Origin of the sequence: Duganella phyllosphaerae (assembly GCF_001758785.1) — a bacterium.
GTDB lineage: Bacteria > Pseudomonadota > Gammaproteobacteria > Burkholderiales > Burkholderiaceae_D > Rugamonas > Rugamonas phyllosphaerae.
Window position 1 is genome coordinate 1 of record NZ_LROM01000078.1, and the last position, 23,911, is coordinate 23,911.

18 protein-coding genes and 1 pseudogene are annotated in these 23,911 nt (G+C 63.3%); 6 read left to right on the plus strand and 13 right to left on the minus strand.

Annotated features, from left to right (window positions below):
• From DUPY_RS28375 to DUPY_RS10555, 4 genes are all read right to left on the minus strand, one after another.
• A partial coding sequence (locus DUPY_RS28375) for a beta strand repeat-containing protein (RefSeq protein ID WP_070247805.1) occupies window positions 1-5,110 on the minus strand: 5,110 nt, incomplete at its 3' end.
• A gap of 22 nt (window positions 5,111-5,132) precedes the next feature.
• Window positions 5,133-6,740: a ShlB/FhaC/HecB family hemolysin secretion/activation protein gene (locus tag DUPY_RS10545; protein WP_070247807.1), complete on the minus strand. Its 1,608-nt coding sequence runs from the start codon at window positions 6,738-6,740 to the stop codon at window positions 5,133-5,135.
• A gap of 114 nt (window positions 6,741-6,854) precedes the next feature.
• On the minus strand, window positions 6,855-9,098 hold the full coding sequence (locus DUPY_RS10550; RefSeq protein WP_070247808.1) for a CHASE2 domain-containing protein: 2,244 nt from the start codon (window positions 9,096-9,098) through the stop codon (window positions 6,855-6,857).
• Entirely contained in the window at window positions 9,098-10,771 is a 1,674-nt protein-coding gene (locus tag DUPY_RS10555; protein WP_070247810.1) for a GAF and HD-GYP domain-containing protein, read from the minus strand. The genes DUPY_RS10550 and DUPY_RS10555 overlap by 1 nt, the downstream gene beginning before the upstream one ends.
• 156 nt (window positions 10,772-10,927) lie before the next feature.
• Here DUPY_RS10555 and DUPY_RS10560 point away from each other — a divergent pair, with 156 nt between their 5' ends.
• Window positions 10,928-11,824: an MBL fold metallo-hydrolase gene (locus DUPY_RS10560; RefSeq protein WP_070247811.1), complete on the plus strand. Its 897-nt coding sequence runs from the start codon at window positions 10,928-10,930 to the stop codon at window positions 11,822-11,824.
• A gap of 55 nt (window positions 11,825-11,879) precedes the next feature.
• On the opposite strand, the gene DUPY_RS10565 is transcribed toward DUPY_RS10560, so the two are convergent.
• Window positions 11,880-12,380 (minus strand): hypothetical protein, encoded by a 501-nt coding sequence (locus DUPY_RS10565; RefSeq protein ID WP_070247813.1) that lies wholly within the window; start codon window positions 12,378-12,380, stop codon window positions 11,880-11,882.
• A 248-nt stretch (window positions 12,381-12,628) separates the two neighbouring features.
• Here DUPY_RS10565 and ycaO point away from each other — a divergent pair, with 248 nt between their 5' ends.
• The 3 genes and pseudogenes from ycaO (at window position 12,629) to DUPY_RS10580 (ending at window position 15,093) form a co-directional block, all read left to right on the plus strand.
• Window positions 12,629-14,356 carry a 30S ribosomal protein S12 methylthiotransferase accessory factor YcaO gene (gene ycaO, locus DUPY_RS10570; protein ID WP_070247815.1) on the plus strand — a complete coding sequence of 576 codons (1,728 nt, stop codon included), beginning with the start codon at window positions 12,629-12,631 and terminating at the stop codon, window positions 14,354-14,356.
• An 88-nt stretch (window positions 14,357-14,444) separates the two neighbouring features.
• Window positions 14,445-14,684, plus strand: a complete 240-nt coding sequence (locus DUPY_RS10575; RefSeq protein WP_070247817.1) for an antitoxin — start codon at window positions 14,445-14,447, stop codon at window positions 14,682-14,684.
• Window positions 14,684-15,093, plus strand: a pseudogene (locus DUPY_RS10580) (type II toxin-antitoxin system VapC family toxin). The gene DUPY_RS10575 and the pseudogene DUPY_RS10580 overlap by 1 nt, the downstream one beginning before the upstream one ends.
• A 12-nt stretch (window positions 15,094-15,105) precedes the next feature.
• On the opposite strand, the gene DUPY_RS10585 reads toward DUPY_RS10580, so the two are convergent.
• The 8 genes from DUPY_RS10585 to rpsF form a co-directional block, all read right to left on the minus strand.
• The gene (locus DUPY_RS10585; RefSeq protein WP_070247819.1) at window positions 15,106-15,492 is read right to left on the minus strand and encodes a hypothetical protein; all 387 of its coding nucleotides are present in this window, start codon (window positions 15,490-15,492) and stop codon (window positions 15,106-15,108) included.
• A 34-nt stretch (window positions 15,493-15,526) separates the two neighbouring features.
• Window positions 15,527-16,540 carry an inorganic phosphate transporter gene (locus DUPY_RS10590; protein WP_070247821.1) on the minus strand — a complete coding sequence of 338 codons (1,014 nt, stop codon included), beginning with the start codon at window positions 16,538-16,540 and terminating at the stop codon, window positions 15,527-15,529.
• Window positions 16,541-16,563: 23 nt separating this feature from the next.
• Entirely contained in the window at window positions 16,564-17,190 is a 627-nt protein-coding gene (locus DUPY_RS10595) for a DUF47 domain-containing protein (RefSeq protein ID WP_019922636.1), read from the minus strand.
• Between the two features lie 93 nt (window positions 17,191-17,283).
• A complete protein-coding gene (locus tag DUPY_RS10600) occupies window positions 17,284-18,669 on the minus strand; it encodes a replicative DNA helicase (protein ID WP_019922637.1) in 1,386 nt (461 codons plus the stop codon).
• 131 nt (window positions 18,670-18,800) lie between these two features.
• Entirely contained in the window at window positions 18,801-19,253 is a 453-nt protein-coding gene (gene rplI / locus DUPY_RS10605) for a 50S ribosomal protein L9 (RefSeq protein ID WP_019922638.1), read from the minus strand.
• Between the two features lie 34 nt (window positions 19,254-19,287).
• Window positions 19,288-19,578 (minus strand): 30S ribosomal protein S18, encoded by a 291-nt coding sequence (gene rpsR, locus DUPY_RS10610; RefSeq protein WP_019922639.1) that lies wholly within the window; start codon window positions 19,576-19,578, stop codon window positions 19,288-19,290.
• Window positions 19,579-19,593: 15 nt separating this feature from the next.
• On the minus strand, window positions 19,594-19,899 hold the full coding sequence (gene priB / locus DUPY_RS10615) for a primosomal replication protein N (protein WP_070247852.1): 306 nt from the start codon (window positions 19,897-19,899) through the stop codon (window positions 19,594-19,596).
• An 18-nt stretch (window positions 19,900-19,917) separates the two neighbouring features.
• Entirely contained in the window at window positions 19,918-20,307 is a 390-nt protein-coding gene (rpsF, locus tag DUPY_RS10620; RefSeq protein WP_070247823.1) for a 30S ribosomal protein S6, read from the minus strand.
• 161 nt (window positions 20,308-20,468) lie between these two features.
• On the opposite strand from rpsF, the gene DUPY_RS10625 reads away from it, so the two are divergent.
• Window positions 20,469-23,129 (plus strand): DUF5695 domain-containing protein, encoded by a 2,661-nt coding sequence (locus DUPY_RS10625; RefSeq protein ID WP_208600031.1) that lies wholly within the window; start codon window positions 20,469-20,471, stop codon window positions 23,127-23,129.
• Between the two features lie 116 nt (window positions 23,130-23,245).
• Window positions 23,246-23,884, plus strand: a complete 639-nt coding sequence (lexA, locus tag DUPY_RS10630; protein ID WP_070247827.1) for a transcriptional repressor LexA — start codon at window positions 23,246-23,248, stop codon at window positions 23,882-23,884.
• The last annotated feature ends 27 nt before the right edge of the window (window positions 23,885-23,911 follow it).

The window sequence follows — 23,911 nt, forward strand, 5'->3', positions numbered from 1 at the left end:
CCCGGTCATCAGTTACAGCCACTGCGGCGGCGGTGGTGCCGTCATAGGTCTTGCCTGCTGCCGTGAAGCCGAGCGCCAGCGCGCGCTGCGCGATGGTGGCGCTGGTGGCGCCGATGGTCGAAGACAGCACGTAGTTGGCAGCGTCGGTCCCGGACAGGCTGGCGTTCTGTACCGTCACGGTCTTGTTGACGCCCGCATTCTTGTCGGCAAAGGCGCCGGTAGCCGTTGCGGTCAGCAAGTCACCGGCAACCCGGTCATCAGTTACAGCCACTGCGGCGGCGGTGGTGCCGTCATAGGTCTTGCCCGCTGCCGTGAAGCCCAGCGCCAGCGCGCGCTGCGCGATGGTGGCGCTGGTGGCGCCGGTGGTCGAGGACAGCACGTAGTTGGCGGCGTCGGTGCCGGACAGGCTGGCGTTCTGCACCGTCACGGACTTGTTGACGCCTGCATTCTTGTCGGCAAACGAAGCAACAGCAGTTGCCATCAGCACGTCGTTGGCGATGCGGTCATCGGTCATCGTCACCGTCGCCGCAGCGCTGCCGTCGTAGGTTTTACTGACGCCAGTAAAACCGAGATTGAGCGTGCGCGCCGTGATGGCCGCGCTGGTCTTGCCTGCGGCAGCAGTCAGTACGTAGTTGGCCGCATCGTTGCCGCTCAGATTGCTGCCCGTCACGCTGTAGTTCACGTCTTTGGCCACACCCACGTTCTTGTCGGTGAAACTGGCCAAGACGCCCGACAACTGCACCTGGTCGGCGCCGATCACACCGGTCAGGCTGCCGCCGAAACTGGCGCTGGTGCTGCCGTCGTAGGTTTTATTGGCTGCGCTGACGCTGCCCAGGGCCAGCGTGGCGCGGCTGATGTCGGCGGTGCCGCTGGCGGTGTCTGCCAGGCTGTAGTTGCCCAGACCGTTGCCGGTCAAGGCCAGGCCACTGATATTGACCGCCTTGCCGGTGCCAGCGTTCTTGTCGACAAATTGCGCGGTGCCGGTCACACCCACGGTGTCGCCGCTGATGGTATTGCCCAGGCTTAAAGTTGAACCGGCAAAGCCGAGCTGGCCGTCATACACCTTGCTGCCGCTTAAAATAACGCTGAGGGCACGCGGCGTGATGGTCATGGTGGAGGCGCCCGCATAGCTGATATCGTACTGTGTCGACCACAGGCCGCCCAGTGCATAGCTACCGACATTGACGGCGTTGCCATAGCTGGCGGTACCGCTGGGGGCAGTATCTCCATTGAGCAAGCCCGCATAGCCGAGGGCGCCGACGCTGGCCACCGTGCCATCATAGACCTTGCTGGCGGCGCCGCTGGCGCTGACCTGCAAGGGCGTCAGGAATGCCTTCAACAGTGGCGTGGTGTGACCTTCGTAAATGCGCCAGACCGCGTTATCGCCGAAATTGAAGCCGCCGAAGCTGCCTTGCATCTGCATCGCCTGCGTCGTCAGGCCGGTGGCACCGCCCTGATCACGATCGGTGCCCGCAGTTTGATAGCCGAAGAAAGCGGACCCCACGCGAGCGCCCGGCTCGGCGCTGCCGACCACGGCGCCCACGGTACCGGAAGCAAAGCCGTCGCCAGAGACAGTGCCGGAAAAATACAGGTTGCTGGCACTGCTGCCCGCCTGGCTCAGGCCAATCACGCCGCCAAGGTTGCTTGAGTAAACGTCCACGGGGGAATTGGCCAGGCCAACCGAGCCGGTGGCATACGCGTCGGTGATGGTGCCTGCGTTGCGCCCGACCAGTCCGCCGACATCGGCTACGCCGCCCACCGCGCCGGTGGCATACGCTTGCGAGATGTCACCTTCATTATTGCCGGCCAAGCCGCCCACCTGGGTGCCACGGGCATCGACGACGCCGGTAGCACGCGCCGCGGTGATCTTGCCGCCGCTGTTGTTGCTGCCGACCAGGCCGCCCACGGACGAACCGCCCGTAAAGTCCTTGGTCAGCGCCGTGACGTTGCCAGTGGCTGTCGCCGTGCTGATGGTACCGCTATTGACGCCCACCAGGCCGCCAACCGTGTCGATGCCGGTAACGGCCATGCTGCTGCTCACATTGCTGAGCATGCCACCATCGTTGTTACCCACTACCGCGCCGACGTTGTTACCGCCGCTCACGCTGCCGCCCACCAGCGCCAGGTTGCGGATGGTACCGCCCTGCATTTGTGAAAACAGGCCGCTGCCAAAATATGGCGGGTTGGCGCCACCGTTGATGGTCAAGCCGCTGATGCTGTGATTACCGCCATCGAAGATGCCGCCATAGGTAAACTCGTCGCCCCTGAACAGGGGCGCGAAACCGCTGCGGGTTTGGTCCAGGTTCCAGTTGGCCGTGCCGCTGGCGTCGATATTGGCCACCAGGGTGTAATTTTTGGTGTAGCTCTGCGTATCGATGCCTTGCAGGCCATACACGTCGGCGATCTGGTACGGCGTCGCCAGGTCGCCATTGCCACCCTTGACGCGCAAGAAGCTGCCGCGGTCTATCCTGAAGCTGTTGGCCGAAAACGCCGGCAGGCTGGCATTGTTCTGCACCCAATTACCGCCTTCGAGCACGAAGGCGCCGCCCACCCTGACGATGCCACTGGCATTGATGGCAGAGTTCTGTGCGCCATTGAACGCCGCTATCGTCAGGTTCTTGGGAACGGCCAGGGCGCCATTGAGGTTGATCTCGCCACCGGTGCGCAGTTCCAGCACATCCAGGTTACTCGAGGTACCGAGGTCCAGCGCGCCCTGCAGGTTCAGCGCGCCGGCGTATTCCTGGCGCCCGATCGTGAGCGTCGGCGCACTGACGGTTTTCAGTTCGGTGTCGCTCAAGCCCAGGCTCTCGGCGCTATCCGCGCCCGCGCTGCCGATGTCGATGCTGCCGCCGTTGCTGAGGCGCTGCAGGTTGACGGTGCCGGTCCCGGTTCCGGCGCTGATCGATTGCGCCGCGCCGCCCAGGCTCATATTGTCAGCCACCAGGCTGACGGTGGCGCCGGCCGCCAAGCCGCCGCCATTGGCGACCGTGATACCGACGCCGGCCGTTACCTGCAGCGCGCTGTCGGCCTGGAGCATGGTCAGCTTGTTGGCGGAGGTAAAGGAGCCGCCGGTTTCCAGGTTCAGGTTCTTGATGCCGTCCGTCTGCTGCTGGTGGGCCAGGTTGAGCGGTGCGCTGATGGTGATATTGCCGGAACCGGCGTCGCCGATATTGACGGTATGGACGGCAACATTGTTGAGTTCATCGGCCGTCAGGCCCAGCACGCCTAACGGCTTGCTGCCGAGATCGATCTCGAGGCCAGGGACCAGCGGCTTGATGGTCAGCGTGGCCAAACCGGCGGCGCCGCCGAAATTGAGGCCGCCGCTAAAGTTGATAATATCGCCTTGCAAGAGCACGGCTTGCCCCGCGCTGCCGCTGCCGGTCAACTGGTCGCCGCTGCCGCTCAACAGGATGGAGCCGCCAGCCAGGTTGCTCTTCAAGCTCAGGTTGCCGTTGCCGACAACGACCGCGCCCATGCCGATGATGTTTGCGCCCGCTAGTGTGACATCGCCGCCGGCTGTGTCGATCGCTCCGGTCAGGTTGATGTTGCCGCTGGCGCCATACGCAAAGCCGCCGGTCGCGTCGTTGGCCGACAGGATTACCGCGCCGCCCTGGGTGGTAATGGGCGCGTTGACATTGATCGCCTCGCCGGCAGTGGCGGTGATGCCGATGTCGGCATTGACCATGTCGATGGCGGCGTTGAAATTGATACGGTGCGTGGCCTGCAATGTCACATTGCTGCTGGCATTGGAAATCGTCGTCGCACCGATGATGGCGGTGCCGAACAATGGCGCCTCGTCAAACTGGTCAACGCTGCCCAACTCGCCGCTGGCGCCCTGCACCACGGTAATATCGAAGGGATCGAGCAGCCAGTTGCCGCCCTTGCCCCGGCGCGAGCTTGTATCGACGCGGATGCCGTCAACCGCCAGGTAATGGCCCGAGGTTTCCACCAGGCCGCCGTTACCCGACGCCGCGCCGCCGCGCGCCGAAATATTGCCGAACACGCGCGCCGTTTCGTTGCCCCATACGATCACCTTGCCGCCGTCACCGCTTTCCATGGCGTCGGCAACGATGGTGGCGTCCTTGCCAACTGCCACCTGGCGCGCATTGACGATTGCCGGATTTTTACCCTGGTAGTCGCCGCCCAGCAGCACCGTGCCGCCCCCAAGCGCGCCGCTGGCGTCCACCCTGGCGTTGCCTAGCATGCCCACCTGGTCGCCGAGCACGGTAATCTCGCCGCCCTTGCCTGCCGCACTGGTGGCGCTGGTGACGCTGCCGCTTTCCAGCAGCGTCTTGCCGCTGGCCTTGAGCACGATCTTGCCGTTTTCACCCACCACTGCGCTGTTGGCGTTGAGCACGCCGCGCTGGTTCAGCAGTGCGCCGGCCATGCCGATGCGTCCGCCCTGCGCCACCACCTGGCCGATGTTGATGGCCTGGTCGGCGGGCGCCGACAGCACCACCCGCAGGTCGGGATTGGCGGCGTCGGCCAATTGCACCGTTTGGCCGGCTGCGAGCATCACGTCGCCGTTGGGCGCGGTGATGATGCCGCTGTTTTCCACGTTCGGTGCGATCAACAGAATCTGCCCGCCGCTGCCGGCGTTGATGGCGCCCTGGTTGATGACAGCGCCGACCGTGTCGCCGGCCTTGAAGTTCATTTTGCCGGCCAGGAAGTCCTGGTTCGACAGCGCCAGGCTGGACGCCACCAGCCCCGCCACATCGACCCGCGCATCGCGGCCGAACAGCACGCCGTTCGGATTGATCAGCAACACCTTACCGTTCGACTGCAGCGAGCCGAGGATCTTGCTGGGGTCCTGGCCAGTGATGCGGTTCAACACGCTGCTGCCGGCGTTTTGCTGGACAAACCGGGTGATCTCGCCCGCGTTGACGGAAAAACTTTGCCAGTTGATGATGGTATTGGGCGTATTGGTGATCGTAAACAGGTTGCCCTGCTGGTTGAACGTGGCCTGGCCGTTGACCACTTGCGGCGCGACCGGGTTGGCATGGGCGGCGTTGAAACAGCCGGCGACCATCAGCGCCAGCGCAGTGCGGCGCAGCGGTGGTTCGACAGTGCGATTGGCGGGCGCGGCGCGCGATGGTGTGTGTTGGGTCATGATGTTTATCCTGGTAATCAACCTAGTAGCTGAGCGCAACTCTGAAATGCAGGCGGTTGGCGTCGCGGCGCCCGGTTTCGCCGGGGTTGACGACGTGGGCATAATCGAGCTGCACATTGGCGTAGCGGCTCAGCATCATGCGCAGGCCAAGGCCGGCCGAGCCGATCGCCATGCTGGCGACTTCGCCGGGCAACGCGTGGTTGCGGCGCACCCAGCCGGTATCGTAAAAGGCCAGCGCGCGGCACTGGTAGCCGCCGTTGCCGCACCAGTGGGGCGTGTACAGTTCCAGGTTCAGGTTGGCGCCGCTGTCATTGCTCACCTCGCGTTCGAGAAAACCGCGCACCGAAGCACCGCCGCCCACGCCGAACTGCTCGCCCGGCACCAGGGCGTCGGGCGTGTACTGGCCGTTGAACAGCGCGCGCCACTGCCAGTCGCTCCCCTCGCCCAGGGCCTGGCTGACGCTGCCACTGAGGCGCAAGGCGGTGTAGCCGGCCTTGGCGCCCACGCGCGCCAGGGTGAAGTCTTGCTGGCTACCATTCTTGCCGCCAGGGATATTGCGCGCCAGCGTGACGCCCACGCTGGCCTCGCCGCTTTCCAGGCGCCAGGTGCCGATGTAGGCGATGCTGATCGGACGCACCGTCACATCCGTGCCCAGTTCGGTGCCGAAGAACTGCAGGCTGTTGCGGTAGGCCTTGAAGTCGAGGCCGTAGACCAGCTTGGGCTCGTAGTTGTCGCGCTTGCCGAAGTTCTGGTTGTAGCGCGCCCCCGCGGTGGTGCCGCGTCCGCTCACGGCCAGGTCGACGATGCCGGCCGACACCGTGCCGGAATCGACGTTCGAGTAACTGGCAAAAAAGTCCAGCGAGTCGCCCAGCGCGTACAGCGGCACGTGGTAGCCGGCACCGTACACGCCGATCTGGCTGCCATGCTCGAGCGACGTGGTGTACTGCACGCTGGCGACGTGGTCGCGGCCCCACAGGTTGGCATGCTGGAGCACCACGCCGGCGTGGGTCTTGCCGGAGCTGTCGCTGCCGGTATTGTCGAGGTTGAGGGTGGCTTTCCAGGGGTTGTCGTCCACCACCGTGACGTCGGCGTTGACCACACCCTCGGCCTCGCCGCCAGCCAGCTTGACTTCCAGCTTGCGGGCCGGATTCTCGTTGGCCAGCACCAGGCTCTGGCTCAGGGCCGGCATGTTCGGCGTCTGCCCTTCGACCAGGCCCGGCAGCGCGCGGCGCACATTGGCGTTGTCCACGTAGTGGTTGCCGGCAATGGCCACCTTGCCGATCTGCGTCTGCACCACGGTCAGGCGCACCGCGCCCCGGTCGAGCTCCTGCTCCGGCAGGGCGACCATCACCAGCGTGTAACCGCGCTCGCGGTAGGCGTTTTCGAGCGCCTCGACCGCCTGCTGGATGGCGCCAAAATCACGCTGCCGGCCGGCAAACGGCGCCACCAGTGCTTGCACCAATGGCTCACCGAGCAGGGTGTCGCCGCTGACCTCGTAACGGGCGATATCGAAGCGGGGCGACTCCGGCGCTGCGGCGACGGTGTCGGCTTCCTGGGAAAGTGCATTTGCGGAGGACGCGCACAGCAACAGCGCGGAACCTGCAAGCAGGCGCACCAGACGATCGTTCATGTGTGAGAGTTCTTGTGGTGACATGTCCAGCGAGTTGCAGCCGGACATCAATTGATTGAAGACAAATTTTAGACCGATTATCGTTTCTAGTCAGAAATTTCTACATTGCCGAAGTTATTTTGTCTCAAAGTTCGTCACGCCATCCCAGTCCGCGCCGGGCGGCGTGTCGCGATACCGGCGCAGGCGCGCGGTGTACAGCCGCCGCAACCCGTCATCGGGCAATTCCAGCAAGATTGTCTCGGCGCCATCCCAGTCTTGCGCACGCATCAGTTGCAGCACGCGGGCCCAGCTGGCCAGCAGCGCCAGTTCGGCGGGATCGGCGTCGGCCAGCACGCCGCGCGGCTCGAAAATGGCCACCGGTTCGGTCTTGCCCTTGACCCGCACGCGGTCCAGTTCGCGGTACGCGAACTGCGGCGCCTGCGCCCGCGTAAATTCACTGACCGCAATGCCCACGCCATATACCTTGGTAATGCCTTCCAGCCGCGCGCCCAGGTTGACGGCGTCGCCCATCACGGTATAGGCGCGGCGGATCCGCGAACCCATGTCGCCCACGTGCATCAAGCCGCTGTTCAGACCGATGCCGATCTGCAACGGCGGCCAGCCGCGCGCCTGGAATTGCTGGTTCAGGCGCGCCGCGCTTTGCTGCATCAGCAAGGCGCTGGACACGGCCCGCACCGCGTGGTCGGCAAACGCCACCGGCGCGCCCCAGAATGCCATCACGGCGTCGCCGATGTACTTGTCCAGCGTGCCGCCATGGCTGTCGCGGATATCCTCGGACATGGCGGTCAGGTACAGGTTGATGTATTCGCGCAGCTCCTGCGGCGTCATCTGCTCCGAAATGGCGGTAAAGCCGCGCACGTCGGCAAACAGCACGGTCAGTTCGCGGCTTTCGCCGTCCATGTTGTAATGGCCGGGATTGTCGGCCATCTGCGCCACCAGTTCCGGCGCCACGTACTCGCCAAAGCGCGAGACCAGCGCCCTGCCCCTGCGCACTTCGAAAAAATAGCCCCAGGCCAGGTTGGCGACGAATAGCGCGGCGATCAAGAGCAGCACCACGGCGCTGTCGAGCACCGCGTCGGCGCTGTGATACAACCACCAGTTCAGGCCCAGCGCGCCGGCCAGCGCGCCCACGGCCAGCAGCACCGCCAGGGCCGGTGGCGCCAGCGCCAGGGCGCCGCCCAGCAGCAGGCCCACCAGCACCACCTGGCCGAATTCGATCGCCAGGGCGTAATCGGGACGCGACTTGAAGTGGCCGTCGAGGATGGACTTGATCAGGTTGGCGTGCACTTCCACCCCGGGAAACTCGGCGTTGACGGGCGTGGCGCGGATATCGTTGAGGCCGGCTGCAGTGGTACCCACCAGCACGATGGCGCCGCGCAGCACATCGGCCGGCGCCGCCCCCATCAACACGTCGGCCGCCGACACGTAGCGGAAGGCGCCGCCGTCGGGGCCGCCCTTGCCGCGAAACTCGATGGTGGTGGTCAAGGCTTCGCCGACCGGGATCGACCGTTGTCCGCGCGGCGTGAACATGGCGATGCGGTCCAGGCCACCATGCTCGCGCTCGGCCTCGGACATGTCGCCGGCCGCCGCGCTGAACACCGGCGCAATCGCGCGCGCCTTCAGGTACACGCTGGCGGTGGCCAGCGACAGCGACGGATAATAGCCGTCGCCGATACGCTGCAGCAGGGTCGACGAACGCAGCACGCCGTCGCTGTCGGTCAGCGCCGTGAAGATGCCGGCGCCCTGCGCCGCCTGTTGCAAGCGGGCCAGGTTGGCCTCGTAGCCGGACGCGGTAAATGCCGTCACGGTACGTCCACCCAGGTCAGCCACCGTGAACGCCGGCTTGGGCAACACGCCCTTCTTTTGCCGGTCCGACACGCTGTAGCCGAGCACCACCGGCTGGCCGCGCATGGCTTCGGCGAACAGGGCGTCGTAATCCATTTGCGGTTTCAGGCGTTCGAGCTGACTGCGCAGGCCCGGCACACCGGCCAGTTCGCCCTTGGCCAAACTCTCGAGCACGCCGTAGCCGGAAGTGTGGTCAGGCTCCGGAAACGAGATGTCGAAGCCGACCGCCGCCACGCCGTAGTGGCCGGTCAATTGCGTGACCAGGCGCGCCTGGACATCGCGGCCCCAGGGAAAGCGGCCGATCTGGTTCAGGCTTTTTTCATCGATATCGACGATCACGATGCGCCGGTCGAGCTGCGGCGCCTCCACGCGCATGCGCATGTCGCCCAGCATGGCGTCGAGCCGGCCGATGGTGTCAGCGCCGAACAGGCCGATGCTGGCGCACGCTGCCAGCAGCGTGAGCAGCACGCCCAGCAGCATCCGCGACCAGCTGGAACGCCAGCGCCAGCGCATCAGGGCGCGTAGCCGGGAATGCGCGACTCGTCGACGGCGTCGATCTGGCGCGGATCCACGTGCTGCTGCGCAAACTGCAGGTAGACCTTGCTGCGGATGAAGATATCGAACAGCTGCGGGTCGATGTGGCCGTTCAGGGCGAACTTGCCGAGGATGTCAATCGACTCCGACAGCATCTTGCCCTTTTTATACGGGCGGTCGCACGCGGTCAGCGCCTCGAAGATGTCGGCGATCGCCATCAGGCGCGCCTGCACCGACATCTGGTCGCCGGTCAGGCCGCGCGGATAGCCCTTGCCGTCCATGCGCTCGTGGTGGCCGCCCGCGTATTCGGGCACGTTGCGCAGGTGGCGCGGCCACGGCAGCGCTTCGAGCATGCGCACCGTGACCGAGATGTGGTTGTTGATGATCTTGCGCTCGTCGGCGGTCAGCGTGCCGTACTGGATCGACAGGTTGAGCACTTCGTCGGCGTCGAGGAACTGGCGCTGGGCGCCGTCCATGTCGGTCCACGTGCGCGTACCGATATCACGCACGCGCTGCTGGTCGGCCGGGGCCATGCCCTCGCCGCCCACGTTGGCCGCGCGCAGGAAAGCGCGTTCGGCGCGCAGGGTTTGCTGCTGCGCCGCCAGCGCCTGGTCGATATCGGCCAGCGCCGCCGGCGTGGCAGTGTTGCTGGTGGCCAGCGCCAGCTTCTGCTCCAGCGCAGCGATTGTGGCGTCGCGCTCGAGCACTTCATAGCGCGTATCGACCAGCGCAATGCGATCGAAAATGGTTTCCAGCTTGGTGGCCTTGTCCACCACGTGGACCGGCGTGGTGATCTTGCCACAGTCGTGCAGCAGCCCGGCCATCCACAGTTCCTTGCGATCGGCGTCGGTCATGCGGAAGTCGGCCAGCGGGCCGGTTTTGGTGGCGTGCACCGCCTCGGCCAGGCGCATGGTCAGCTCCGGCACGAACTGGCAGTGGCGGCCCGTGTACGGCGACTTTTCATCGATGCCGATGTTGATCAGGTTGACCAGCGACTCGAGCAATTCCTCGAGCTGGGCGATCAGGCGCTGGTGGGTGAGCGCCACCGACGCTTGCGCCGCCAGCGCCTCGATGAAGCGCTGGTCGGTCTGGTTGAAGGCGATGATGGTGGCGCCCTCATTGGCGTCGATCTCGGCATCGGTCTGCGGCGCGCGCGCGTTCACCAGTTGCAGCACGCCGGTCAGCTCGCCTTCGTGGTCGCGCATCGGCACCGTCAGGATCGACTTCGAATGGTATTGACGCTGGCGGTCGAAATTGAGCATGCCGGAAAAATTGAATCCTTCGGCCTGCGGCTGGTACACATCGGCCACGTTGACCGACTCGCCCGAGTGCGCAGCATACGCGGCCACGGCGGACAGGTTGGGCGCGCCGGCGGCATCGAACAGCGGGATCGCCGGTGCGCGGATGGGCTCGCCACCAGGGCCGCCCTGGTGGATGCCCAGCGTATCGTTGATCAGGATGTGAAAGTCGAGCGCACGGCGGTCGTCGCTGGGACGGTACAGCGTGCCGCCGTCGGCATTGGTCATGCGCTTGGCCAGCTGAAGTATGTATTCGAGCAGGGTGTCGGTATCGTGCGATTTGCCAAGCGTAACGCTCAGCTCGGTCAACAGGTTGAGGCGCTGGGCGATTTGAGAAGGGGATAATTCTTGCATAGTGAAAGTCTATCCTCAGTGCAAGTTTGTGTACACGACAAATTTCCTGGATACACAATTTGAACACAAGTTGTTGCGTTTCAACCCTGCCTTGCGGAAATAAAGATATGATCGGCGGAAAACAGACTTAAAAACAGCACAACACCAGGGAAGCGCATGAAATTCACATTCTGGGGGGTACGTGGTTCCATCCCCTCACCGGGCCCGCGCACGGCGCGCTACGGCGGCAACACCACTTGCATCGAAGTTCGCACCGACAAAGACACCCTGCTCATCATCGACGCCGGCACCGGACTGTTTCCGCTGGCGCAGTCACTGCTGGACAACAAACGCGGTAACATCCACGCCAACATCTTCATCACCCACAGCCACTGGGACCACATCCACGGCCTGCCGTTCTTCACGCCGCTGTTCGTGCGCGGCAGCCGCGTGCGCCTGCACGGCGTCACCGATCCCGACACCGGCCACGGCATCGAACACGTGATGAATGTGCAGCTGCAAAACAGCTATTTTCCGGTCAGCGAAACCCAGATGAGCGCCACCATCGAATACCAGTCGCTCGTCGCTGGCGAGCCGATCATGGTGGGCGACGCCCAGGTCTCGAACGTGGTCATGAACCACCCGGTGATCAACCTCGGTTACCGCATCGACTGCAACGGCAAGTCGGTATTTTTTACCGGCGACCACGAACCGTTCTACAACCCGCATCGGGCAGACCATCCGGAATATGCTGCAGCCGAACGGCAGGTGCGCGCGCGGTCGCAAGCCATCGACGACCTGCTCGCCGGCGTCGACGCGCTGATCGTCGATTGTTCTTACACGCGGGAAGAGTACCCTGCCAAGCAGGGCTGGGGGCACGGGACGTTCGATGAGGCGGTGGAATTGGCGCTACGGGTTGGCGCCAAGGCGCTGTACTGCACCCACCACGAGCCGACGCGCAGCGACGATGAACTGGAAACGGTGTTTGCGCAGGTAATGGCGCGCCACGCTGGGCGCCTGGGCGATTTGACGGTGCAGCTGGCTTACGAGGGCTTGCAGGTAGTGCTGGACTAAACCCGCCCCCGGAGTTCGGGGTGGGACCCCAGCCGTGGCAGTGCGGGGTTTAATCTCAGGCAGCGACAGCAAACCCCGCACGCTGCGAACGCGGCAGCGACCGGCGGTCGGCCAGTGCGCGCAGGCGCGCCACGGCAGCTTGCAGGTTGAACGACTTGCCGGCACGCAGCGCCGACACCATCTGGGTGGCGATGCGCAGCGCCGGCGCGGCAGCCGCACGGGCGGTGGCGCCATAAGGCAGCACCAGGCGGTAGCGGCCACGGGTGCGCGGCACCACGCCGACGAATCCGACCGACACTTCATTGAGGGCCAGGCGGCGCAACTCCATCGCGACCTGCTGCACCACGCGCACGATTTGCGGCACGCCTTCTGCACGCAAACCGACCATGGCAGCCTGGTTGCGTACGCCCGGCAGCAGCGCCAGCAAGCGCTGGTCGAGCGACGCCATGGCGACCGGGCTGGCCGGCGTGTCGTCTACTTCGAGAATGCTGAGAAGGCATGGCTGAGTGGAGTAGCGGTTATCGCTGTCCATGTAACGCTGATCGATGATTTTCATATTCTGCTTTGCTTTGCTGTTTGAATCCAGGCCGTATTGTGCCCGGCCAGGCAAGCATCGGTAAGCAGCGAACGGCGTATTATTACGTAGGACCCATCCCACACTTAAGCCCAGCATAATGATGCGCTAGTAGCTGCGACAAGCGCTGCGAAGGGCGATGGCGCGGTGCAGCAATTGTACCCGACCCGGGCGACAGGCCGTGCACGGCTTGGGGTATGCTGGGCCATTCCCCATACCGAGAGCCTACGATGAATACCGCAACGTTTTCAGAAACCTTCATCCCGGGTAAAGACCTTGCCCTCGAAACCACCATCGCCTCCTTGCAAGCCAGGCTGGCCGCACGCGGTTTCGCGCTCGAAGAATCGGCCTTGCTGCACCCGGTCGATGGCGTGTGGTCGCTGCGCCTGCAGGACCGTGATTGCCCACTCCTGTACGCCAATGGCAAGGGCGCCACCGAGCTGGCCGCGCGCGCCAGCGCCTGGGGCGAATTCGCCGAGCGCCTGGGCACGCATTATTTCTGGGCGCACTACCACCTGGGCGCAGCCCGCGCCAAGGCGCCGGTGGTGCACCATCCGCGCGAAAAATGGTTCGCTGCGGGCGCCGACGGCAACTGGCCGGTGGACCTGCTCAACCCCGAACTGCACGCGCTGTACAACCCGCAAGGCGAGATCCCGGCCAGTGCGCTGATCGACCTCAACTCGGGCAACGACGCGCGCGGGATCTGCGCCCTGCCCTACACGCGCCTGCGCGACAACGCTACAACTTATATCCCGGTCAACATCATCGGCAACCTGTACGTCAGCAACGGCATGGCGTCCGGTAATACCCTCGACGAAGCGCGCGCCCAGGCGCTGGCCGAAATTTTCGAGCGCGCCATCCAGTCCCGCATCATCGCCGAAGGCCTGTGCCTGCCCGACGTGCCCGACGACGTGATTGCGCGCCAACCTCGCCTGCGCGCCGGTATCGGTGCCTTGCGCGCGGCCGGCTTCGGTGTGCTGGTCAAGGACGCTTCGCTCGGTGGCAAATACCCGGTCATGAACATCACCCTGGTCAACCCCGCCGACCAGGGCGTACTGTCGTCCTACGGCGCCCATCCGCGCATGGAGATCGCGCTGGAGCGCGCGCTGACCGAGCTGCTGCAGGGGCGTCCGCTCGAGGCGCTGGCCGGCCTGCCCGCGCCCGGCTTCGACATGACCGAAATTAACGCGGTGGCCAACCTGGAAATCCATTTCGTCGATTCGAGCGGGGTAATCAGCTGGGACTTTTTCAGCGACACCTCCGACTATCCGTTCGTCGACTGGAACTTCAGCACCACCACCGCCGCCGACTACCAGTGGCTGGTCGATGCGCTGCACGCCGAAGGCAAGGATATTTACGTGGCCGACTTCGACGAGCAAGGCGTGTACAGCTGCCGCATCGTGGTGCCGGGCTTCTCGGAAATCTATCCGCTCGACGACCTCGAATGGGAGAACAACAGCGCCGGCAATGCGCTGCGCCCGCTGCTGGCGCGCCTGCACGACCTGTCGGTGCAGGAATGCACGTCGCTGCTGGCCGAACTGCAAACGTCCAACCTCAACGACGAGCGGCCGGTCTGGGAAATCCTGGGACTGGCAGTGCCAGCGGGCACGCCATGGAAGCAGCTGCGCATTGGCGAGCTGAAGACGCTGCTTGCGCTGGTGGTGGGCGACGAGGAAGCGGTGCTGGAAGGCTGCGACTGGATCCGCCACTACCGCGACCTGCCAGCGCCGCGCCTGCTGGTGTACCGCTGCATCGAAACCATCCTCAAGCTCGACGAACCGGAGAATTATCGCCAGTCGCTGACCTTGTTCTACGGCGAACAAACGCTGGCGCTGGCCGAAGCGCTGCTCGACGGCTCCGAACGCTTCTTCGGCCTCGACCCGCTCGGCCCGAACTTCGAAGGCAGCCCGCTGCACCAGAGCTTGCTGGCGGCGTATGACAAGTTGTTTGTAGTGTGAATGTGGTGTGTTCTGTTGAACTTATCGCTGCCGGCCGTGTCAAATCATGGTCGGCAGCGTGATAGTCGGCATAAACAGGGAGGCACAAATGCATAGCACCAAGGCATTCAAAGCAGGCAACTCTCAAGCGGTAAAAATCCCTGCTGAGCTTGCTTTTAAAAATACCGAACTCGACTTGGAAATCGAAAAGATCGGCGAAGCACTGCGCATTCGGCCAGCCCCAAAAAAATCGCTGGCCAACGTGTTGCGCAAGTTCGCCCGCTTTTCTCCCGATTTTCTTGCCGAAGGGCGCGGTTCGCAAGAGCAGGAAGATCGTGAGAAACTTTGATGTCCCGGTACATGCTGGACACCAATATCTGCATCTACCTGATGAAGAACCAACCGCCGGCGGTGGCGCGCCGGTTTGCACAGTGTAGTGTCGGCGACGTGATGATTTCCGCCATCACATTCGCCGAACTGGAATTTGGGGTCCTGGTCAGCAGCGACCGCGTGCGCCAGCGCAGACATCTGAACAATCTGATCAAGTCAATTCCGGTGGGCCGTTTGATGCACGCGCCGCAGCCGCTTATGGCCCCATACGCCATGCGACCCAAGAACGCAAAAGGGATCAGCTCGACAAACTGATCGGCGCACACGCGCTGTCGTTGCAAATCATCTTGGTGACCAACAACGTTCGTGATTTCGCTGCCTACCCAGGGATTCAAATCGAAAATTGGCTCGAAGAGCCGTTGCCTTAAAAAATTCTACTGCTACAACGCCACATCCACCAGCAACCCCGGCTGCAACGCCCGGATCCGCAACTCGGTGAAATACCCACCGGCCTCGTTGTAGCGCAGGTAGTGCCGTCCGCAATCGCGGCAGCGGGCTACCTGGCTGATGTTACAGGGGTAGTAGCGCGGCGCGATCGGGGCGTCCGGGCTGTCGTAGCGGGTGCCGTTGGGGTGATATTCGGCAAAAGTGGGCTCGTCGTACGGGTCGTCCACCAGCGTGCCCACTTCGTCGAAGTGGTCGAGCTCCAAAGTCATCGGCAGCGCCTGCCAGGCTGCCAGCGGCACCTGGTTGCAGGTGCAGGCGCCGCTGATATCCTGGGATGCCAGCGCCAGGTCCATCAACTGCTTGTATTCAATTTTTAACATGATGAAAAAGGGAGCCGCAGCTCCCTTTGTAATCTTACAGAATGTGACGTCCGGCCCACCAGGCAATCGCCGCAACGAACGCCGACGCCGGAATGGTGAAGATCCAGGCCCAAACGATGTTACCGGCCACGCCCCAGCGCACCGCAGACATCTTCTGCGAGGCGCCCACGCCGACGATGGCGCCGGTGATGGTGTGGGTGGTCGAGACCGGCACACCGAGTGCGGTCGCCACGAACAGCGTGATGGCGCCGCCGGTTTCGGCGCAGAAGCCGCCCACCGGTTTGAGCTTGGTGATTTTCTGGCCCATGGTCTTGACGATGCGCCAGCCGCCGAACAGCGTGCCGAACGAGATCGCGGTATAGCACGAAATGATCACCCACAGCGGCGGCTCGGCGTCGCCAGCCTGCGAATAACCGGCGGCGATCAAGAGCATCCAGATGATCCCGATGGTTTTTTGCGCATCATTGCCGCCGTGGCCCAGGCTGTACGAAGCAGCCGACACCAGTTGCAGGCGACGGAACCATTTATCGACCCGGCGCGGCGTGGACCGCACGAAAATCCACGACACCAGCAACATCATGATCGAGCCGAAGATAAAGCCCATCAGGGGCGCCAGCACGATGAACACGACGATCTTGATCAGGCCGGCGGAAATCAGGGCGCCGGTGCCGCTCTTGGCTACCGCTGCGCCCACCAGGCCACCGATCAGTGCGTGCGACGACGACGATGGAATGCCGTAGTACCAGGTCACCACGTTCCAGACGATGGCGCCGACCAGCGCGCCGAAGATCACGTACTGGTCCACCACGTTGGGGTCGATGGTGCCCTTGCCCACCGTGGCCGCCACCGTGAGCTGGTGGAACACGAAGATGGCAATGAAGTTGAAGAAGGCGGCCATGGCCACTGCCGTTTGCGGTTTCAGCACGCCGGTGGACACCACCGTGGCGATCGCGTTGGCGGCGTCGTGGAAGCCGTTCATGAAGTCAAACACCAGTGCCAGGGCGATCAAAATACCCAGCACCCAGATGCTGATTTGGATGGAATTCATCTGTTGTTCTTTTTCTGTTGAGCTTACGCGTTTTCGACGATGATGCCTTCGATGATGTTGGCCACATCTTCGCAACGGTCGGTCACGGTTTCCAGGATCTCGTAGATGGCCTTCATCTTGATCAGGTTGCGCACGTCGGGTTCGTCGCGGAACAGCTTGGACATGGCGGCGCGCATCACGTGGTCGGCGTCCGATTCCAGGCGGTCGATTTCTTCGCAGATGGCGACGATTTCGCGCGAGTTGTCCATGTTGTGCAGCAGGGCCACCGCAGCCTGGACCTTCTCGGTGCAGGCCAGGACCAGTTCGGCCAGGCGCTGCGCTTCCGGAGTAACCGAGTGCAGGTCGTACAGCGAGACGGTCTGGGCCGCGTCTTCCAGCAGGTCGAGGATGTCGTCCTGGCGGGTGATCAGCTTGTGGATGTCGTCGCGGTCGATCGGCGTGATGAAGGTCTTGTGCAGCAGGTCCACGGTTTGATAGGTGATCTTGTCGGCCTGTTTTTCGATGCTCTCGATCGCGTGCACGCGATTTTCCAGGTCGTCGAAGTTGGACATCAGGCCCAGCATTTCTTTTGCACCTTTGACGCACAGGTCGGCGTGTTGGTTAAACAGGTCAAAAAATTTGCCCTCGGTGGGCATCAAGCGTCCAAACATGTCTTTCTCCGATCAATGATTCGTCATTACTACAGATTGCCGGCCCGGGATACGGGCGCGGCGTAAAGAAGCGTCGTTCTGGTTGTATGGGGCTTAATCGCCTTGGTACAGGGCCAGGTTACCGACGTAATTGCCAAACTTGGTATATTGGCCGATCCAGGTAAGCCGTACCGAGCCGATCGGGCCGTTACGCTGCTTACCGATAATGATTTCGGCCGTTCCCTTGTCCGGCGAGTCGGGGTTGTACACCTCGTCGCGGTACAGGAAAATGATCACGTCCGCATCCTGCTCGATTGCGCCCGATTCGCGCAGGTCGGACATGATGGGACGCTTGTTGGGGCGTTGTTCCAGCGAGCGGTTCAGCTGCGACAGCGCAATCACCGGGCAGCCGAGTTCCTTGGCCAGGCCCTTGAGCGAGCGCGAAATCTCGGAAATTTCAGCGGTACGGTTGTCGCCCTGCTTGGAACCCTGCATCAGTTGCAGGTAGTCGACGATGATCAGGCCGAGCTTGCCGCACTGGCGCGCCAGGCGGCGTGCGCGCGCGCGCATCTCGATCGGATTCAAGGCCGGGGTTTCGTCGATGAACAACTGGGCGTCGTTCATCTTCTGGATCGCGTGGGTCAGGCGTGGCCAGTCTTCGTCGTTCAGGCGGCCGGTACGCAGGCGGTGCTGGTCGAGCTGGCCGACCGAGCCCAGCATACGCATGGCCAGCTGGGCGCCGCCCATCTCCATCGAGAAGATCGCCACCGGCAGGCCGGCTTCGATCGCCACGTTCTCGCCGATATTGACCGAGAACGCGGTTTTACCCATCGACGGACGGCCGGCCACGATGACCAGGTCGCCGCCCTGCAGCCCCGACGTCATGCGGTCGAGGTCGATAAACCCGGTCGGCACGCCGGTAATCTCGGATTGATTGTCGCGCGAATACAATTCGTCGATGCGCTCGACCACTTGGGTCAGCAGCGGCTGCACCGCCAGCCAGCCGGCGGCGCCACGGGCGCCCTGCTCGGCAATGGCAAAAATCTTCGACTCGGCCTCGTCGAGCATCTGCTTGACTTCCTTGCCTTGCGGGCTGAAAGCCTGGCCCGAAATTTCGTCGGCCACGGTGATCAGCTGGCGCAGGATCGAACGATCGCGCACGATCTCGGCATAGCGGCGGATATTGGCTGCCGATGGCGTGTTTTGCGCCATCGCGTTCAGGTACATCAGGCCGCCGACGTCGTCGGCCTTGCCCAGTTGGGTGAGGGTTTCGAACACGGTGATCACGTCGGCCGGCTTGGACGCGTTGATCATCTTGACGATCTGTTCGAAGATGATGCGATGATCGTAACGGTAGAAATCGTCCGGGTTCATCATGTCGGCGATACGGTCGAACGCGGCGTTATCGCGCAGCAGGCCGCCAATGACGGACTGTTCTGCTTCGATGGAATGCGGCGGGACGCGGAGCGAATCGACTTGCGGATCGGAGGGGGCGTTCATGGCGCGAATTATACCTGCTTAGTTCAGCTGCTTAGGCACTGCGATAAAAAAAACGGGGCGAAAAAAAGCCGGGCGAACCCGGCTTTTTTCTTGGTATTGCGTACTTGATGGGGGATACCCCCAATCAAGTATTAGGCAGCTTCGCCTACAACAGCAACGGTCACTTCAGCGATCACGTCGGTGTGCAGAGCAACGCTCACCGGGAACTCGCCGGTGGTCTTCAGAGGACCGGTAGGCAGGCGCACAGCCGATTTCTCGACAGCGAAACCAACCTTGGTCAGCGCTTCAGCGATGTCGAAGTTGGTGACCGAACCGAACAGACGGCCGTCAACACCAGCTTTTTGCGAAACGGTCACGGTCATGCCGTTCAGTTTCTCGCCTTGAGCTTGCGCAGCAGCCAGTTTGGCGGCAGCAGCTTTTTCCAGTTCAGCGCGCTTGACTTCGAATTCCGCAACGGCAGCAGCGGTAGCGCGGCGAGCCATTTTTTGCGGGATCAGGAAGTTACGTGCGTAACCGTCTTTGACTTTAACGACTTCACCCAGGTTGCCCAGGTTAACGACTTTTTCCAACAGAATGATTTGCATAGTTCTTCTCCAGATGCTTGTCTAAACTACGCAATTAAGCGTGGTGCAGATCGGTGTATGGCAGCAGGGCCAGATAACGGGCACGCTTGATGGCGGTGTCCACTTGACGCTGGTAGTGCGCCTTGGTGCCGGTCAGACGTGCTGGCATGATCTTGCCATTTTCCTGGACGAAGTCTTTCAGGGTGTCTACGTCTTTGTAGTCCACTTGCTCAACGCCAGCGGCGGTGAAGCGGCAGAACTTCTTGCGCTTGAACAGTGGATTTTGTTGCTTGCGCTTTTCTTTAAGCTTGAGCTTGTTTTTGTCGAACTTTTTACCGAATGCCATGTGAGGCTCCTGTATTTAAATTGAGCTGTCCGTGACAGCACTAAAATCAATGATGTGAAACACCAGGCTTTTGCTATTGCGCGTCTTCTTGTTCAGGAAACCAGTGAACTGGTACACACCGCCCAGCGGCGCCGCGTTGAACTTGCCTGAAATCTCGCCTGCGGCAACCGCAGAAATTTCAAACTCGCTCAACCGGGCAATCCCCGCCTCCATTTGCTGCGACCGGTGCTGGAGTACAGCATTAACGATCGGCATGCCTGCCGGGGTGTAACGCAGGGCGTCACGTTCGGCAATGAGTGCGGTGAACTGGAGCTGGTTCAGCTCGGTTCCTTGAAACAATTAGGCTGCGGCAGGAGCAGGAGCAGCTGCTGGGGCTTCGGCGCGATGCGACTTGGCTGCATCTTCACGTTGAACCGTCTTCATCATTGGCGAAGGAGCGGTTTCAGCTTTCTTCTGCTTGACGGTCAGGTGACGCAGCACGGCATCATTGAATTTGAATGCGGTTTCCAGCTCGACCAGGGTCTCGTTGTCGCATTCGATGTTCAGGCAGATGTAATGTGCTTTGGCCAGTTTCTGGATCGAGTAAGCCATCTGACGACGGCCCCAATCTTCAACACGGTGCACGGAACCACCGCGGGTCGTTACAGTGGTTTTGTAACGTTCGATCATCGCGGGCACTTGCTCGCTCTGGTCCGGGTGGACGATAAATACGATTTCGTAGTGACGCATGAAAACTCCCTTAAGGACTTGTGAATAGTGCCCACCCTGGCGTCAAGACAGGTGTGGGAAGAGGTAAGCCCGCGACTATAGCAGCTTTTTTGGCGGAAATCCAGCCCCGCGATGGCATGCTACTATCATTCAAATAGGTAAATATTTCAATGAGGCCACCCTTGCTGATCCTCCGTTCACTGCTGCTGGCACTGACCTTTTCACTGGTTGCGCCGGCCCAGGCCGCCGACCAGGCGTACCACACCCGTCAATTTCTGCTGGCCTTGCGCCAGGACACCCAGACCCTGGCCCGACTCGATCCGGTCAGCGATCCTTCCTTCGACTTCGTACCCGGCACGCGCGCGGCCGAGCGCCGTTTCGATGGCTACGCCCATATCGGCGACCTCAACCTGCGCCTGCGCGTGAGCGCCGACGCGCCATGGCAGGATTACTCGTCGTCGGCCGCCCGCCGCCCGATCCGCGCCCTGCCCGCCGGCGGCGCCACGCTGGCCGCTGCCGACATCACCGCCACCATGGGCGCCGGCCTGCCGCTGCGCATCGAGCGGCGCTGGCGCGACCAGGGCGGCGTGCTGGCGCTGCGTTTTACCCTGGTCAACCCGACTGCTGCGGCGATCGAGATCGGCGGCCTCGGCATGCCGATGGTGTTCGACAATATCATCACTGACCGCACGCTGGAACAAGCCCACGCCAGCGCCAGTTTCGTCGATCCGTACATCGGCCGCGATGCCGGCTACCTGCAGGTAACGCGCCTGAACGGCAAGGGCCCGGCGCTGCTGGTCATGCCTGAGGGCCACACGCCGCTCGAAGCATGGCGTCCGCTCACCGACCGCACGCCCCGCGCGCAAACGGCCGAGGGTTTCTACGACTGGACCGTCGCCAGCCGCGCCTACGCCGAACGGGAATGGAAAAACGCCGGCGAACAGTGGAATACGCCCACCAGCATCACGCTGGCGCCGGGCGAACGGCGCGACATCGGCGTGCGCTTCACCCTGGCGCCGTCGATCCGCGCGATCGAGGCCAGCCTGATCGCGCAGAAGCGGCCAGTGGCGGTCGGCATTCCCGGTTACGTCGTGCCCACCGACCTCGATGCCACGCTGTTTCTCAACAGCCCGCAGCGCGTGACCGGCATCGTTAGCGCGCCGGCCGCAGCGCTGGTGGTGACGCCGGCAGCAGCGGGCACTGCAAAAACCAAGGGCTGGCGCCGCTACACGGTGCAGGGCCGCGCGTGGGGCCCGGCGCGCCTCAGCATCAGCTACGCCGACGGCAGCGTGCAAACCGTCAGCTATTTCGTCACCAAGCCGCTCGACCAGGTGGTGGCCGACCTCGGGCGCTTTACCACCACGCGCCAGTGGTTCGATGACAAGAACGATCCGTTCGGCCGCGCCCCGGCCATTCTCACCTACGACCGCGCGGTCAACCGCGTGGTCACCGACGATCCGCGCGTGTGGATCTCGGGCATGAGCGACGAAGGCGGCGCCGGCAGCTGGGTGGCGGCCATGGCCAAACAGCTCGACAATCCCGACGCCGCCGAGGTCGCCAAGCTCGAGCGCCTGGTCAATGAAACCGTGGTCGGCAAGCTGCAAGTGGCCGACGGCCCGCAAGCGGGCGCCGTGCGCAAGAGCCTGTTCTACTACGACCCCGCTGCTTTCCCCGGCTACTACGCTGCCGCGACCAACTGGAAAACCTGGACCTCGTGGTCGAAAAAGGACGCGGGCGACCTGGGCCGCGCCTACAACTATCCGCACGTGGCCATCGGCCACTGGGTGCTGTACCGCCTGGCGCGCAATCACGTGGGCCTGGTCACGGCGCACGACTGGCGCTGGTATCTGCAGCACGCCTACCAGACCACGGTGGCGATGATGCGCGACGCCCCCGAATACACGCGGTTCGGCCTGATGGAAGGCGACGTCTTCCTCGACATCCTGACCGACCTGCAACACGAGGGCATGACGGTCGAAGCGGCCGACATGCGGCGCATGATGCAGCAACGCGCCGACCACTGGCGTACCCTCGCCTTCCCGTTCGGCAGCGAAATGGCGTGGGACTCCACCGGCCAGGCCGAGGTGTACGCCTGGATGCGCCACTTCGGCTACCAGCGGCAAGCCGACATTACGCGCGAAGTGATACTCGGCTACGATCCGACCATGCCCAGCTGGGCCTACAACGGCAATGCCCGCCGCTACTGGGACTTCCTGTACGGCGGCAAGACCGCGCGCATCGAGCGCCAGGTGCACCACTACGGCTCGACCTTGAACGCGGTGCCGCTGTTCGACGCCTACCGCGCCAATCCGGCCGACTTGCACTTGCTGCGCGTGGCCTACGGCGGCCTGCTGGGCGGCATCACCAATATCGACCGCGACGGCTTCGGCTCGGCCGCCTTCCACGCCTGGCCCGACATGATGCGCTGGGATGCCTACAGCGGCGACTACGGCATGGGCTTCTACGGCCACGCCATTGCCAGCGCCAGTTACGTGCTCAAGGATCCGACCTTCGGCTGGCTGGCGTTTGGCGCCAACCTCGACGAGCAGGCCGACGGCCTGATTCGCATCGTGCCGCGCGACAGCGCCCGCACCCGCCTGTTCGTGGCGCCCGCGCGCGCCTGGATCACGCTCGAAGCCGGCAAGATCGACAGCGCCACCTACGATCCGCGCAGCGGCGTCATCACGCTGGAGCTGGCGGCGGCAACCGTGCAGACGCCCACCGCGCGGCTGCGGGTGCAAAGCCCCCATCATCTGAAGGCCGGTGAATTGTTCATTGAGCGCGGCAGTTACGTGGTGCCATTGGCCAAAACTGCCCTGCGCGTCGTCCTGAAACCGCTGTGAGACGGGCCTGTAACAACTTTTTTCACATTATTTCGCCTGATGCAAGAAATTCTCTTGCATTGGCGCGCATACTGTACAAAAATACAGACTGTCTATATACACAGCCTACTGACCCCATGATCAAGCTCACCGCACGCCAGGAACAAATTCTCAATCTGATCAAGGACGCCATCGAAAACACCGGCTTCCCGCCCACGCGCGCCGAGATCGCCAACGAGCTGGGCTTCAAGTCGGCCAACGCCGCCGAAGAGCACTTGCAGGCGCTGGCGCGCAAGGGCGCGATCGAAATCGCGGCCGGCACGTCGCGCGGCATCCGCCTGCTCGGTGTGCATGCGGAACCGGCCGCCGCCAGGATTCCACCTTCGTTGATGATGTCGCTGCCGCTGATCGGCCGCGTGGCTGCCGGTTCGCCCATCCTGGCGCAGGAAAACCTGGAGGCGAGCTACAGCGTTGATCCGGCCATGTTCTCGGCCAAGCCCGACTACCTGCTCAAGGTGCGCGGCGAATCGATGCGCGACGCCGGCATCATGGACGGCGACCTGCTGGCGGTGAAAAAGATCGACAGCGCCAAGAATGGCCAGATCGTGGTGGCGCGCATCGGCAACGAAGTGACGGTCAAGCGCTACCGCAAGACCGGCTCGCTGGTGGAACTGCTGCCGGAAAACCCGGAGTTCAAGATCATCAAGGTCGATCCGGAGGCGGACGAGTTTGCGCTTGAAGGCCTGGCAGTAGGCTTGATGCGCACCTGGCACTAAACAACAAGGACCGCCGCGGCGGTCCTT